Origin of the sequence: Marivita sp. GX14005 (assembly GCF_023370775.1) — a bacterium.
Lineage (GTDB): Bacteria > Pseudomonadota > Alphaproteobacteria > Rhodobacterales > Rhodobacteraceae > Marivita.
This window is the reverse complement of record NZ_JAMCCQ010000002.1, coordinates 616,557-630,914: the sequence shown is the minus strand read 5'-3', so window position 1 is coordinate 630,914 and position 14,358 is coordinate 616,557. Positions and strand designations below refer to the sequence as shown.

Here is a 14,358-nt window from a genome sequence, read left to right as displayed (position 1 = left end):
GGCTCCTTATTGCTCCAGCACGATCGTCACGCGGCGGTTCTGTTTGCCCTTGCTTTCGATCTTGCCGAACACGATCCGTCCGATTTCTCCGGTTCGGGCGACATGGGTGCCGCCGCAGGGTTGCAGATCGACCTGTGCCTCGGGCGCCCCAATCCGCACGAGGCGGATTCGACCGGCGCCGCGCGGGGGGCGCACGGACATGGTCTTGACCAGCGCGGGATTGGCATCGAGTTCGGCCTGGGTGATCCACCCGTCGCTGACGATATGGTCGTGATCGATGAGGCGGTTGAGCTCGGCCTCCAGCGCATCGCGGTTCTCCGGGGGGTCCGGCATGAGAAAATCGAGCCGGCCGCGCCCCGCCGCGATGGCGCCGCCGGTCACCGGTAGCGGGATCACGACCGACAGAAGATGCAGCGCGGTGTGGATGCGCATATGCTTGTGCCGGCGCTCCCAATCGAGCGCCTGCACGACATGCGCGCCCAGTGGCGGCAGGCGGGACGGCTCGGCGGGAACGAGAACGCTTGCGCCGCGCTCTCCCTTGACCGTGGTGGCGATGGGCAGCGACTGGCCGTCCCATTCGAGCCATCCGCTGTCGCCCGGTTGACCGCCGCCCGTCGGATAGAAGATCGAGCGGTCGAGCACCACGCCGCCCTCGGGCGTGTGAGCGCGCACGCGGGCGGTCAGATCGCGCGCATAGGGATCGCTGAGATAGACGGGATCGAAATCAGCGGCGGTGTCCGTCATGAGCCCTGCTCCTCTTCGTTCTCCGGCGTATCGGCGCGGTCTGCGCGCGCGGCGGCCAGCGCTTCGGGGTTGCGCAGCCAAATGTCGCGCTGCGGGAACGGCAGTTCGATACCGGCCTCTCTGAACGCTTCGTAGATGCGGTGGTTGATCTCGGTCTTGACCGACATGATGGCGTTCACATCGTAAAGGATCATGCGTAGGTCGAATTCCAGCGCGTCATGTCCGAAGCCCTTGAAATGCACGTACGGCGCGGGGTTCATCAGGACCATGTCATGCGTGCGCGCGATCTTGAGCAGGATATCCTCGACCTTGCGGCTGTCCGATCCGTAGGCGACGCCGACCTCGACGATGAGCCGGCCGACGACATTTCCGCGCGTGTAGTTGGTGACGGAGTTGGACACCAGATCGGCATTGGGCACGATCACGTCGGTGCGGTCGAAGGTTTCGATCCGGGTTGAGCGGACCGAGATGTCGCGCACGGTGCCGTGCTGGCCGTTCACCTCGATCCAGTCTCCTTCGGAGATCGGGCGTTCGATCAGCAGGATGATGCCGGAGACGAAGTTCGACACGATGTTCTGCAGCCCGAAACCGATACCGACCGAAAGCGCACCTGCCACCACGGCCAGCGCGGTCAGATCGATCCCCGCCGAGGTGATTGCGATGATTGCCGACAGGAAGATCCCGAGATACCCCGTTCCGGCCACGAGCGCGACCTGACCGCCCCGGTCGATCTTGGTCTTCGGCAGGACCGAGCCGCGAAGCCCGCCCTGCAGCAGACGGGTGATGATGTAGCCGACCATGAAGACGATGATGAAGGTCAGGAAATCGCCCGGGGAAACACGCGTGTCGCCGAAGGAAAAACCCGCCTGAAAGCGCGCCCAGAGTTCCGTCAGGTCGGACACCCGCGCGCCCCAGATCAGCGCGAGGAACGGCAGGGAAATTGCCGTCAGCACGGCGCCGGAGATCACCGGAAGAAGGCTGCTCGCGTCGTCGAGTTCGTGGCCGGTGAGGATGTGATAGAGGCTGCGCACCATGCGCTGCAGGATCAGCATGACGCCGAAGAGCCCCAGCGTCTGGATGGTCGGGAAGATGATCGCATCGGCGAAATTCACATAGCCGATGGCCGACAGGATCGGACCGGCCACCCCGACCAGCATTGCACCCTGCCCCGCCAGACGCGCGAGGCGGGTCGGGAAGGTCAGATGCAGGGCCTCGTCCTCGGTCTCGTCCTGATCGTCGATGCCCGAGCGACGCAGGATCTGGCCGAGGCGGAAGAGCACCAACCCGCAGAGAACGTGGACGGGAAAGCTCAGGATCGGATGCGTCTGCTCCGACCAGCCCGCAATATCGTCCATGATGACGAGAAACAGATCCAGCGCCAGAAACCAGGCCAGGAGGTTCACGTAATACCGCGCCTCGCGGCGGCGATCGGCGGTCAGGTATAGCGTGCTTTCCTCGAAATCCTCGGAGAATGTCTCGGCAGCCAGCCAGCGCGCGATCAGCACGACGAAAAGGATCACCGGCAGAAGATAGGCCAGTTGCCGGCCCAGCATACCGGGCAGATCCGTCAATACCAGCGCATGTGCAAGCAGGCCGAGCCCTGCCACCCGCACGACAAGCGCAACGAGCGACAGAAGGGTTGACCAGAACCCGGTTCCCCGCGTCGTCTTTGCCCTCGCCCATACGATCAGCTTGCGGATGTGATGCGGCGCGCGCAGCATCAGCCAGAGCCCGCCCAGAACGAGCCCCAGGATGAGCGGCAGGTTGTCGGTAAGCTCCTGCCGCCGTGCCGGGTTCTGCCAGTTTTCGACAACCCGGTCCCGTCCTTCGATCAGAGGCTTGGCCAGTTCCGCCAGCGCCGCCGGCCAGAGCCGCAGATCGAAGGGCGACGGGCCGCGCGTGAGCAGCGCATCGGCCTGCCGGGTGCGGATGATCTCGTCTATTTCGGCGATAAGCCCGTTTGCGCGGCTATAGGCTTCCTCTGCACGTTTGACCGGCGCCCTTATCTCAGCGATCTGGCGTTCCAGTTCCGCCCGGCGATCCGCGATCTCGTCAGGTTCGCTGCCCTCTTCCGGCACTGACCCGAGCGCGTCGAGCTGCGATTGCAGGGTCGCAAGACGCGGGTCGCTCGTATTGACCTGTTTCAGCAGCCGGTCGCGATAGCCCGACACCTCGGCGCGCAGCGCTTCGAGCGCCTCATCAGAAGCATCCGCCTCCGCAACGGCGGCTTCCGCGCGTTCGGCCACGGCTTCCCACGCGCCGTAGTCGATCGGTTCGATCTGCGCGAAAACGGACGACGCGGCGAGCGCAAGGATCAACGCCGCGTAGCGGATCGCGTGAAAAAGACGCGTCATGCGTCCTCGAACACCGCCGGAATGTCCTTCGGCGCAGTGGCAAGCCATTCGGGGACCGGCAAGCCTTTCTCACGCAGAAAGGCGGGATTGAAGAGCTTGGACTGATAGCGCGTGCCGTAATCGCACAGGATCGTCACGATGGTATGCCCCGGCCCCATGTCCCTTGCCATGCGCACCGCACCCGCGACGTTGATGCCAGAGGAGCCGCCCAGACAGAGTCCTTCTTCGGACAGCAGATCGAAGACGTAGGGCAAGGCTTCGCTATCGGGGATCTGGTAGCAGAAATCGGGGCTGAACCCTTCGAGATTGGCGGTGATGCGCCCTTGCCCGATCCCTTCGGTGATCGAGTCTCCCTCGGATTTGAATTCACCCGTGGTGTAATACGAAAAGAGCGCCGCGCCCATCGGGTCGGCAAGCCCCATCTTCACGCCCTTGGGTTGCAACGCTTCAGCCACGCCGGCGAGCGTGCCACCGGAGCCGACGGCGCAGATGAAACCGTCGAGCTTGCCGTCGGTCTGCGCCCAAAGCTCGGGGCCGGTGGTTTCGATATGCGCCTGCCGGTTCGCCACATTGTCGAACTGATTGGCCCAGATCGCCCCATTAGGCGCGGTTTTCGCGATTTCCTCGGCCAACCGGCCGGAATAGCGCACGTAATTGTTCGGATTGCGGTAGGGCGCCGCCGGCACCTCGACAAGCTCCGCACCGGCGAGGCGCAGCATGTCCTTCTTTTCCTGGCTTTGCGTTTCAGGGATCACGATGATCGTCTTGAACCCCATCGACGCCCCGACGAGCGCCAGACCGATGCCGGTATTGCCCGCCGTGCCTTCGACGATCGTGCCGCCAGGTTTCAGAAGACCTTTTTTCACAGCATCCTGAATGATGAAAAGCGCGGCCCGATCCTTGACCGACTGGCCCGGATTAAGAAATTCCGCCTTGCCCAGAATGGTGCAGCCCGTTTCCTCGCTGGCCCGGCGCAGCTTGATCAGAGGAGTGTTGCCGACAGCTTCGGCCAATTCGCCCGCGAAACGCATGGTGCCTCCATTCGGTTTGCCCTGCGTTCGGTGTAGGGGCGCGGCGCGCGAAACTCAAGCGGAGGCGCGCAGCCGATCGCGGTTGGCCGCAAGCCAATAGAGCATCATCACCAGCGGCCCGGCATTAATCTCGCCGCTCGCAACCATCTCTATCGCCTCATCGAAGCTCAACCGATGCGTGCGGATATCCTCATGCTCGGACGCAAGCCCGTTCCCGGATCGTTCTTCGTATGAAGAAAGATTTGTAACTGCCAGAAAGCAATGAAAGAACTCTGTCGAATATCCCGGCGATGCGTAGACCCGCGTCATCGGCTCCAAAGCGTCGAGCGACAGGCCGCTTTCCTCCATCGCCTCGCGCCGCGCCGTGTCGGCTGGGTCCTCGCCCGGATCGACCAGACCGGCGATCGGCTCGAACACCCAGGGGCGTGGATCGTCCCGCCAATATGGGCCGAGGCGCAACTGCTCGATCAAGACAAGGTGATCGCTCGCGGGATCGTAGGGCAGAACGAGCGCGGCATCGAAGGCCAGAAACGCCTCGCGCGTCACCGGCGCGCTGCGGGTGCCATCGAACTTGAGGTGATCGAAGCTGAACTCCGCCATTTCGAAAAAGCCGCGAAACCCGGGCAGACGGTTTTGCAATCGCACGTCACCGGGGCCGGGATCGCGCCGGCGCGTGGCCGGATGCGGCGCGGATCTTGCCAGCATGCGCGACCAGTGCCGCGCCATCAGGGACGGGCGCAACCGCGCGGCGGTTTCGGCATCATAGCGGCAGCGCCGCGCCATCACGTCCCGCGCGGCGTTCACCGACATTTCTGCCCAGACGCTGACCCAATCGCTAAGGCACCACGGCTCGCCGCGGCGTTGACCCTGCGCCATGGGATAGTAGCACAGCGCCGGTGTCTCGCCCTTTCCCGTGCGGACAAGAACCTCGCTCAAGTGATAGGAAAACGCGCCTTCATAATAGCTTATGCGCGCCTCTTCACCTTCGCTGACAGCCGAGAGCACGACCCCGTCGGCCGACCATCCCGGCGCGGCCTCGATCATCGGATAGGCTTCGCCATCGACCCAGGAGACGCGATGATCATGCAGAACGGCCGCATCGATGCGCCCGGCCAGATCGCCTGCCCTGACGCCGAGCACCGCTTCGAGCAATGGCAAATGACACAGCGTTCCATAGAAGAAGATCGCGGTCACGCCCGCCTATCTCCAGTGCCGCGCGGCATATTCCGACAGGTAGCCGGTGACCAAGGCCCCGAAGAGCAGCACGGCGATCATCATCGGGTTCATCAGGATCTGCCCGTATTCGATACCGATCTCGAAAATCGCGGCGAAGGCCTCGACAGGGCCATCGAAGCGGCGTTTCAGCGAAAGCTGAATCATCTCGTAAGCCGCATGGAGAAACAGCGCCCAGAAGATCAGCGCGGCCACGCCCGTCAAACCGTTGCCGATTGCGTCCTTCGTGCCCCGCCCTGCCCGGTGCCCCACCACGAACCAGCCGACAACGGCTCCCACCGCCGCATTGAAAAGCGAGAAATTGCCGAAGTTCTGAATTTCGGGAAGAAGCGTCTTGACCAGCTCGGAAGCCAGGAACGCCAGTGCCGCCATACACAATGCTGCGATCGTCTTGGCGGCTGTGGGCATGTCAGGTCGGTCTCGTGATGGTTATCTGCGCTACATCACAGTTTCCGCTATGAAAAGTCGCCGCGCAAGATGTCAGATAAAAATTCCACATCCGGCGGAATCGGTCATCGAATCCCATCCGCGCCACCTGATCCCACTTTTCGTTGAAGGTCTCGTGCCAGCGGCGCAGCGTCTGGCTGTAGCTTTCGCCGAACTCAATGGAGCGCGAAACGTCCAGCCCGGCCGCCTCGATCTGCGCGCGCAGCACGCCGGGGCTGGGCAACATGCCGCCGGGAAAGATATATTTTTGAATGAAATCAACGCCCCGCTTGTAAATTTCCCAGCGGGATTCCGAAACCGTGATGATCTGGAGCGTCGCGTTCCGTCCGGGTTTGAGGCAGCCCCTGACGGTGTCGAAATAAACCGGCCAGTATCTTTCGCCCACCGCCTCGAACATTTCGATGGAGGCGATGCCGTCATATTGGCCGCGTTCGTCGCGGTAATCCTGCAGCTTGAAGGTCACACGATCGGACAAACCCACGCGCTCGATCCGCTCCGTCGCATAGCGATACTGCGCGTCGCTGATCGTCAGGCCGGTCACTTTCAGACCCCGTTCGCGCGCCGCATATTCGGCGAAACCGCCCCAGCCGCAGCCGATTTCCAGAACGTGATCGCCCGGCTTTGCCCCCATCTGATCGACCATGCTGGCGTATTTCGCGATCTGCGCCGCTTCCAGACTCTCCTGCCCGGTATCGAACAGCGCCGAGGAATAGGTCATCGTCTCATCGAGCCAGAGCGCGTAGAACTCGTTGCCGAGATCGTAGTGATGACGGATATTCTTCTTCGCCTGTCGCTTCGAGTTGGACTGCAGCCAGAAGCGCATCTGCTCATACCATCGCACGAATTTCATGCCCGGAAAGCCGTCATAGACCTCGTTATTGTCGCCATGCGCGAAATCCATGAAGGCCTGCAAATCGGGCGTGCTCCACCAGCCTTCGATATAGGCGTCGCTGAAACCCAGATCTCCATCGCGGATCAGCCGCGCAAAAAGGTCCGTGTTGTGCACCTGCACTTCCGCAACGGGGCCGGGTTCGGCCCCCTCGGCGCGGAAGCGCCGCCCGTCGGGCAGAACAAAATCGATCCGCCCCTTGCGCAGCTTGTCGGCCATCGCGAAGACCTGCGGAAAATAGCGCGGCAGGCCGGATTGGTCTTGGGTCGTCGTCAGGATCATCGGCAAGGGTTCCGGGGCAATATGTCAGATAGTGTCGGACAGCGCGGCGCGCCGCGCAAGTCCTTACGCGACATAGGCTATTTCTCACAAAGGCAAGTGACTTCTCAGAAATCGCGATCCTCATAGGCCGCGAGCGCACGTTTGCGCCCCTCGCCGGGCCCGACGATGGGATCGGGATAATCGTCCGACGGGCTCATGTTCCAGGACCGCGGGATCGCGTCGAAATAAGCCAGGGCATCCTCGTGGGGGCGTTCGAACTCCTCCGCGATCCAGTGCGAGACATAGGCGCGGTCCTTGTCGAACCGATCGAGCTGCGTTTCGGGATTGAACACCCGAAAATAGGGCGTCGCGTCCGGCCCCGATCCGGCCGACCACTGCCAGCCCATCGCGTTCGAGGCCGGATCCCAGTCGATCAGACAATCGTCGAACCATTTTTGCCCGATGCGCCAATGGCACATCAGATGCTTGGTCAGATAGCTCGCCACGATCATCCGCCCACGATTATGCATCCGCCCGGTGACATACATCTCGCGCATCGCCGCATCGACGAAGCGCACCCCGGTGCGCCCCTGCTTCCAGGCCTTGACCTCGGCGCGGCGCTCGTCCTCGTTCCAGGGAAACGCGTCCCAATCCTCGCGCCAGTTGCGGTCCAAAATGCGCGGCGTGTGCCACATCAGGTGATAAGCGAACTCGCGCCAGACCAGCTCCTTGAGAAAGGTCTCCGCGCCTGCCTTGCCCTCTTCCCGCGCGCGCAAGCCGGCATGCCAGCATTGCGCCGGGCTGATCTCGCCAAGGCTGAGGTTTTCGGACAGGTTCGACGTGCCGTCGATACCGGGAATATCGCGCGTGCGCTCATAGTCCTGCACCTTCGACGCCATGAACGCGCCCAGACGCGATTGTGCCGCCTGCTCGCCGAGCTGCACGAAAGGCCGCACGATGCGCGCGCCCCGGTCCATTGCCGTGCCGAGCTTCCAGTCCTGCAACTGTTCGCTCTCCGGCCATGCCTCCGGCGCTTGCAAATCGGAAGGAGCGCGCGCCGGCGCGGCGACATGCCGGTCCCGAACCGATTTCCAGAACGGGGTATAGACCTTGTAATAATCGCCCTGTTTCGTCTCCACAGTCCAAGGCTCGAACATCACATGACCGGCGAAACTCTCCGCGTCGCAACCCATTTCCTTGAGCGCGGATTTCACGTCGGTATCACGCGCGACTGCATCCGGGTTATAGGCGCGCTGCCAATAGACGGCCCCCGCCCCGGTCTCGCGCACCAGCGCCGGGATCACCTCGCGCGCATCACCCGAGCGCAGGATCAAACGGCTGCCCTTGTCCCTCAGTGCCGCCGCAAACGCCTCGATTCCCAGCCCAAGCCGCCATTTCGGCGCAGCGCCGATCCCGGTCACGGTGTCGTCGCGCAAAAAGATCGGGATTACCGCCCCGCCGCGTTTTGCCCCCGCGGCCAAGGCGGCGTGATCGCTCAGACGCAAATCCCGCCTGATCCAAACGAGCACAGGCTCGGTCATCGCATCTCTCCTTTTCGATCCTGCCGGGCGACCTAACCGGTCGCCGGCAAAGGTCAAACCGTCCCGCGCTTCTTTGGGCTCCAAATACCTTGGGGGAGCGCGCCCTGGCGCGCGGGGGCAAAGCCCCCTGCCCCGCTAGAGCACGGCGTCCAGCGCGTCGATGGCATGCGCGACCTCGGCCTCGGTCGTGTAATGCACGAAACTCAGCCTCAGAACGCCCTTGCCCGGATCGACCCCCATCGCCTCCAGCGCGCGCCGGGCATAGAAATCGCCGCCGCCGCACAGGATGCCGTGAGCCGCCAGGTGCTCTGCGACTTGGCGAGCAGGACGATCCAGGGCCAATGCCACGGTCGGCGCGCGACGGGTCGCGTCCGGCGGACCGATCAAACGCACGGAATTGCGCGATTTGACCGCATCGAGAAGCGGCTGGAGCAATGTCTCTTCATGCTGTCTCATCCGATCGTGCAGCCTTGTGGCATCGACGCCGTGATGCGCCGCCAGGGCATCCATGTAATCGACCATCCCGGCACAGGCCGCGACCTGCGCGTGATCGGGGCCCGCCGGCGTGAACCGCTTGTAGAGCACATCCGCATTGAAGAAATGCGCCTGGTTCGGCAGCATCTCACCCAAGGCGCGGCGAAGGACCATGATTCCCTGATGCGGCCCGTAGGTCTTGTAGCTGGAGAACAGGTAGATATCCGGCCCCATCTGTCCGATATCGGCGAACCCGTGCGGCGCGTAGCTGACCCCATCCACGCAAACGAAGGCCCCCGCTGCGTGGCACAGCGCGGTGATCTCGGCCACCGGGTTGATTTCGCCGACCACGTTGGAGCAATGCGGAAAACAGACCAGCCGCACCTTCTCGTCGAGCAGCTCTTCCAGCGCCGCGACATCGAGATGGCCGCTCTCAGGATCGATCCGCCATTCGCGGATCTCGATCCCCTCGTCAGCCAGACGGCGCCACGGACCGGAATTGGCTTCATGGTCCTGATCGGTCACGATGATCGCCTCGCCGGGCGACATAAACTGCCGAAAAGCCTGCGCGAGCACATAGGTGTTTTGCGTCGTGGACGGCCCGAAACTGACCTCGTCCACCTCCACACCCAGAAGCCGGGCCAGACCGGCGCGCGCCTCGTCCATCTCCTCGCCAGCCAGGCGCGAGGCCTCGTAAGGCCCGTAGGGCTGAACCTTGCGCTCCCGGTAGAACCGCGTCAGCCGTTCGATCACCGGCGCGCAGGTGAAAGACCCGCCCGCATTTTCGAAAAATGCCTGCCCCTGCAAGGACGGCTCGGAAAAGGCGGGGAACTGCGCGCGGATATATTCGGTGTCTAGCATGTCGTCTCTCCTTTGCGCGCACCTGACCGCGCGGGCGTTCGGGATGCAAGCCACCGGCAAAGAAAAACCCCGCCCCGGACCGGAGCCGGAACGGGGCGTGTCGGCTCCGCCCGCGCTCAGCGCGCGCGGCGTTCGGCAAGGAGCCCTTTCCAGATCGCGAAGCACATGACGAGCAGCACGACCGTGAACGGTAGCCCGGTCGAGATCACCATCGATTGCAGCGATGCCAGCCCGCCCGCCGACAGCAATAGCACGATGGCCACAGCGCCTTCGAAGATGCACCAGAACACGCGCTGCGGCACCGGCGCATCGACCTTTCCGCCCGCCGTGATCGTGTCGATCACGAGGCTGCCGGAATCCGACGAAGTGATGAAGAAAACGATCACGAGGACGATCCCGATGAAGCTGGTGATACCGGCGAGCGGAAGCTGGTCGAGCATCTTGAAGAGCTTGAGCTCAAGCGGCGCGTCCTGCGCGGCGGTGTAGCCGTCCTGAACGACCTGCTGCACCGCGACGCCGCCGAAGACCGACATCCAGAGCACGCATACGAGCGACGGGATAAGCAGCACGCAGATCACGAATTCGCGCACCGACCGCCCCCGGCTGACCCGCGCGATGAACATGCCGACAAAGGGCGACCAACTGATCCACCAGGCCCAATAGAACGCGGTCCAGCCCTGGCTGTAGTTTACGTCTTCCCGCCCGATCGGATTGGACAGTGCCGGCAGATACTGCAGATAGGCCACGAGATAATCGACGAAGCCGGTGAGGATCGCGAGCGTCGGACCAACGAAAAGCACAAAGAGCAAAAGCAGCGCAGCCAGCCCCATGTTGATTTCCGACAGGAGTTTCACCCCGCCATCGAGACCGCGCAGCACCGAGACCAGCGCCACGGCGGTGATCGCGGAGATCAGGATCACCTCGGTCGTCGGACCCACGGGAATGCCGAAGAGTTCGTTGAGGCCGGCATTGGCCTGCGTCGCGCCGAAACCCAGCGAGGTCGCCAGCCCGAAGAGCGTGGCCAGAACCGCCAGCGTGTCGATGATATGGCCCGGCCATCCCCAGACGCGATCGCCCAGAAGCGGATAGAAGGCCGACCGGATCGTCAGCGGCAGCCCCTTGTTATAGGAGAAGAGCGCCAGCGCGAGCGCGACGACGGCATAGATCGCCCAGGGGTGCAGACCCCAGTGAAAGATCGTGGCCGCGAAACCGAGACGGATCGCTTCGGCCTCGTTGCCTCCCGCCGCGCCGAGCGGCGCCCAATCGGTGCGTACGCCGCCTTCGCTCGCGGTCCCGCCGAGGGCCGAGGAGAAATGGCTCATCGGCTCGGAGACGCCGTAGAACATCAGCCCGATCCCCATGCCGGCGGCGAAGAGCATCGCGAACCAACCGAGATAGGTGTAATCGGGCGTCGCATCCGCCCCGCCGATGCGGACATTGCCGACGGGCAGCACGATCAGCAGCAGGCAGAAGAGAACGAAGATATTGGCCGATGCGATGAAGAACCAGTCGAATGTCTTGGTGACGACGTCGAAGCTCCAGGAGAACATCGCGCCGGCCTGTTCCGGCAGCGCCAGCGTGTAGAACACGAAGGCAACGATCCCGATGCCGGAAATAAGGAATACCGGGTTGTGAATGTCGAGCCCGAACGGGCCGATCTGGGTTTCGATATTGTCCTGACCGATCTCGTAATCGGTCTCGATCACCTGGGATACCCCTTCGGGTTCGGGTATCCCCTGATTGGTCGTTGAATCGGCCATGATGGCCCCCCTTGTTGCAATCTGCCGGATCAAAGGCGCATGTGGCCGCTCCGGTTCTGTTTCAATTTGCGGTCTGCGGCCTCAGCGCACCAGCATCACCGTGATCTTGGCCTTCCTGGCTATGGTCGCACCGTTCGACGCCCAGATGTAATCGGTCACGTTCGGAACATGGCTCGCCATGACGACGAGATCCGCCCCTTCGTCCTCGATCGCCTCCAGAAGCGTCGGATCCAGATCGACGCTCGGATCATGGCTGACGAGCATCTTGCTTTCGGCCTGAATGCCGAACCGGCCTGCCTGCTCCGCGGCGAAGGCATCAAGCTTCGCGGCAAACTCCTTAGGGCTGTGCGCGACCTTGCCGGGCGTTGCGGCGGTGACGGCCGTGTAGACCACCGTCGCATCGTAGCGCAGCGCCAGATCGGCCGCGCAGGTCAGCGCCCGATCCAGTTTGTCCGAATGTGCCAGATCGACCGGCACCATGATCCGTTTGAACACAGCGTTCCTCCTTTGGTTCCGCCCCCGCCATGTGCGGACATCCTCGCTCACATGGTGCAGGCCGCGCGGGCAGGTGCGAGCCTAACAGCATCCGAGCGCAGCCTGCAAACGACAAAGACCCATTGCATGGCGATCGCGACATATCATTTCTTATAGAGGCAGCTTTCTTACTCGTATATTGCGCGGGACTGCCGAAGACCGGCGCTTAATTTCGTCTTGCATGCCCCGGGCCGGCGGGGGCGATTGATGCGTCGACGCATCAAGCCGTTTCCGTCGACGGAAACGCCGGGGCGCTGCCCCGGACCCCGAGGTATTTGAGGCCCAAAGAAGCCATCAAGCGTTGACGTCGACCACCACCCGACCCGTGACGCGGCCGTTCAGAATATCCGCTCCGAGGCGCGGCAAGTCCTGCAGCGCGGCCGGTTCGACCATCGCCTCCAGCTTGTCCATCGGCAGATCCGTTGCGATCCGGTTCCACGCACGAAGACGGTTGTCATAGGGTTGCATCACGCTGTCTATGCCCAGCAGGTTCACGCCCCGCAAAAGGAAGGGAACCACGGTTGCGGGCAATTGCGCGCCCCCTGCGAGGCCAACCGCAGCGACCGATGCACCGTAGGCCATCTGTCCCAGGACACGCGCGAGCATCGGGCCGCCGACCGCATCGACGCAGGCGCCCCAGGTTTCCGGCTCCAGCGGTTTCTTGATGGTTTCGGCCAAATCTTCACGCGGAACGATGGTTGTGGCGCCCAGTCCGGCGAGGTATTCGGCATTGTCGGGTCGCCCGGTGACGGCCGCGACCGAATAGCCGAGTTTGGCCAGGATGGCGGTGGCGACCGAGCCGACGCCGCCCGAGGCGCCGGTGACCAGCAGCGGGCCGTCCTTTATGCCCTGATCCTCGAGCGCCATCACCGCGAGCATCGCCGTCAGGCCGGCGGTGCCGACGGCCATGGCTTGACGCGTGTCCAGCCCGTTCGGGAGCGGCACCAGCCAATCGGCCTTCACCCGCGCCTTTTGCGCATATCCGCCCCAATGCGTCTCTCCGACGCGCCAGCCGGTCAGCACGACCTTGTCGCCGGGGGCATAGCGGTCATCTTCGGAGGTTTCGACGGTTCCGGCGAAATCGATCCCCGGAACATGCGGATAGGACCGCACAAGGCCGCCGCCGGGCCCGATGCAGAGCCCGTCCTTGTAGTTCAAAGTCGAGTATTCAACGGCGACGGTGACCTCGCCCGGAGGGAGATCCTCGGAAGACAGTTCCTTGACCTCGGCATGCGTTTTGCCGCTGCTCTCATCCTTTTCGACCACCAAAGCGTTGAACATATCTCGTGCCTCCTTGCTGGAAAAAGCCGCGCGGGCGGTTTCGGTTCCCCGGCTGAGGCAAGGGTGACAGAGCGGCGCGATGCTGACAAACCGAAAACCGGCCCGCGCTATCCCAGCAGGGCCAGCCCCGGAAACGTCTCGAGCAGCCAGAAGGCGAAGGAGGTGAACGCGCCTGTCACGAGCGCGGTGCCGACGATGACGAGCAGCGCGCCCATCGCCAGTTCGATCTTGCGCATATGTTTCTTGATCCGGTTCATCAGCCCAATCGCGCGGGTCATGAACATCGCGGCCAGCAGGAACGGGATACCGAGCCCGGCGGCATAGACGGCAAGCAGCACGGTGCCTCTCGTGACCGATGCCTCCGAGGCCGCCATGGAAAGGATCGCGCCGAGTTGCGGTCCGATGCAGGGGGTCCAGCCGAAGGCGAAGGCGAGGCCCAGAACATAGGCACCGAAGGCCGATCCGCCCTGGTTGCCCGCATCGACACGCGCCTCGTGATCCAGAAAGGGAATTCGGAAGAGCCCGAGGAAATGAAGCCCGAAGACGATCACCACCACGCCGGAGACCTGCGCCAGCTGCGTCTGGTATTGCAGAAAGAACGCACCGAAGGCGGAGGCGGTGAAGCCGAGCAGGATGAAGATCGTCGACAGGCCCAGCACGAAGAAGAGCGCGGCCAGAACAGCCCGGCGGCGGCCTGCACCGCCATGTTCCATGTCCGACACGCTGACGCCGGACATATAAGCCAGGTATGGCGGCACGATGGGCAGCACGCAGGGGCTCAGGAAGGACAGTGCACCGGCCAGCAGCGCGATGCTCATGGCGGGCAGGAGCGCCGCGTCGATGATCTGGATATCCAACATGCGCCCGACATATGCCAAGCCCGCGCCGCTGTCACGCGACAGGCAGTCACATCCTTGTGGACAGGCTTTCGGCGCTCGCCTAAATCTC

12 protein-coding genes are annotated in these 14,358 nt (G+C 63.5%); all 12 read right to left on the bottom strand.

The genetic code is table 11. The features are described 5' to 3' along the window. Positions 1–6 precede the first annotated feature (6 nt). Positions 7–744, bottom strand: coding sequence for an alanyl-tRNA editing protein (locus tag M3465_RS09320; protein WP_249501452.1), 738 nt, complete (start codon positions 742–744; stop codon positions 7–9). After that, positions 741–3,098, bottom strand: coding sequence for a DUF3772 domain-containing protein (locus M3465_RS09315; protein ID WP_249501451.1), 2,358 nt, complete (start codon positions 3,096–3,098; stop codon positions 741–743). The genes M3465_RS09320 and M3465_RS09315 overlap by 4 nt, the downstream gene beginning before the upstream one ends. Continuing rightward, complete coding sequence (locus M3465_RS09310) at positions 3,095–4,129, bottom strand: cysteine synthase A (RefSeq protein ID WP_249501450.1); 1,035 nt, start codon at positions 4,127–4,129, stop codon at positions 3,095–3,097. Before M3465_RS09310 ends, M3465_RS09315 begins: the two co-directional genes overlap by 4 nt. A 54-nt stretch (positions 4,130–4,183) precedes the next feature. Continuing rightward, entirely contained in the window at positions 4,184–5,323 is a 1,140-nt protein-coding gene (locus M3465_RS17145) for an NUDIX domain-containing protein (protein ID WP_249501449.1), read from the bottom strand. Between the two features lie 6 nt (positions 5,324–5,329). After that, positions 5,330–5,770, bottom strand: a complete 441-nt coding sequence (locus M3465_RS09300) for a TrgA family protein (protein WP_249501448.1) — start codon at positions 5,768–5,770, stop codon at positions 5,330–5,332. 1 nt (position 5,771) lies between these two features. Beyond that, positions 5,772–6,980 carry an SAM-dependent methyltransferase gene (locus M3465_RS09295; RefSeq protein WP_249501447.1) on the bottom strand — a complete coding sequence of 403 codons (1,209 nt, stop codon included), beginning with the start codon at positions 6,978–6,980 and terminating at the stop codon, positions 5,772–5,774. A gap of 104 nt (positions 6,981–7,084) precedes the next feature. Further along, positions 7,085–8,500: a cryptochrome/photolyase family protein gene (locus M3465_RS09290; protein WP_249501446.1), complete on the bottom strand. Its 1,416-nt coding sequence runs from the start codon at positions 8,498–8,500 to the stop codon at positions 7,085–7,087. Positions 8,501–8,635: 135 nt separating this feature from the next. Continuing rightward, the gene (locus M3465_RS09285; protein ID WP_249501445.1) at positions 8,636–9,835 is read right to left on the bottom strand and encodes an aminotransferase class V-fold PLP-dependent enzyme; all 1,200 of its coding nucleotides are present in this window, start codon (positions 9,833–9,835) and stop codon (positions 8,636–8,638) included. Positions 9,836–9,951: 116 nt separating this feature from the next. Further along, the gene (locus tag M3465_RS09280; protein WP_249501444.1) at positions 9,952–11,595 is read right to left on the bottom strand and encodes a BCCT family transporter; all 1,644 of its coding nucleotides are present in this window, start codon (positions 11,593–11,595) and stop codon (positions 9,952–9,954) included. Positions 11,596–11,676: 81 nt separating this feature from the next. Beyond that, a complete protein-coding gene (locus M3465_RS09275; protein ID WP_249501443.1) occupies positions 11,677–12,090 on the bottom strand; it encodes a universal stress protein in 414 nt (137 codons plus the stop codon). A gap of 333 nt (positions 12,091–12,423) precedes the next feature. Next, positions 12,424–13,410: an acryloyl-CoA reductase gene (gene acuI, locus M3465_RS09270; RefSeq protein ID WP_249501442.1), complete on the bottom strand. Its 987-nt coding sequence runs from the start codon at positions 13,408–13,410 to the stop codon at positions 12,424–12,426. Positions 13,411–13,517: 107 nt separating this feature from the next. Further along, positions 13,518–14,270, bottom strand: coding sequence for a cytochrome c biogenesis CcdA family protein (locus tag M3465_RS09265; protein ID WP_249501441.1), 753 nt, complete (start codon positions 14,268–14,270; stop codon positions 13,518–13,520). Positions 14,271–14,358 lie beyond the last annotated feature (88 nt).

Bases quoted from the DNA above. Each gene is read 5' to 3' on its own strand.
- M3465_RS09280 (WP_249501444.1), bottom strand. From the start codon at position 11,595: ATGGCCGATTCAACGACCAATCAGGGGATACCCGAACCCGAAGGGGTA.
- M3465_RS09315 (WP_249501451.1), bottom strand. From the start codon at position 3,098: ATGACGCGTCTTTTTCACGCGATCCGCTACGCGGCGTTGATCCTTGCG.
- M3465_RS09285 (WP_249501445.1), bottom strand. From the start codon at position 9,835: ATGCTAGACACCGAATATATCCGCGCGCAGTTCCCCGCCTTTTCCGAG.
- acuI (WP_249501442.1), bottom strand. From the start codon at position 13,410: ATGTTCAACGCTTTGGTGGTCGAAAAGGATGAGAGCAGCGGCAAAACG.
- M3465_RS09300 (WP_249501448.1), bottom strand. From the start codon at position 5,770: ATGCCCACAGCCGCCAAGACGATCGCAGCATTGTGTATGGCGGCACTG.
- M3465_RS09290 (WP_249501446.1), bottom strand. From the start codon at position 8,500: ATGACCGAGCCTGTGCTCGTTTGGATCAGGCGGGATTTGCGTCTGAGC.
- M3465_RS09310 (WP_249501450.1), bottom strand. From the start codon at position 4,129: ATGCGTTTCGCGGGCGAATTGGCCGAAGCTGTCGGCAACACTCCTCTG.
- M3465_RS09265 (WP_249501441.1), bottom strand. From the start codon at position 14,270: ATGTTGGATATCCAGATCATCGACGCGGCGCTCCTGCCCGCCATGAGC.
- M3465_RS09295 (WP_249501447.1), bottom strand. From the start codon at position 6,980: ATGATCCTGACGACGACCCAAGACCAATCCGGCCTGCCGCGCTATTTT.
- M3465_RS09320 (WP_249501452.1), bottom strand. From the start codon at position 744: ATGACGGACACCGCCGCTGATTTCGATCCCGTCTATCTCAGCGATCCC.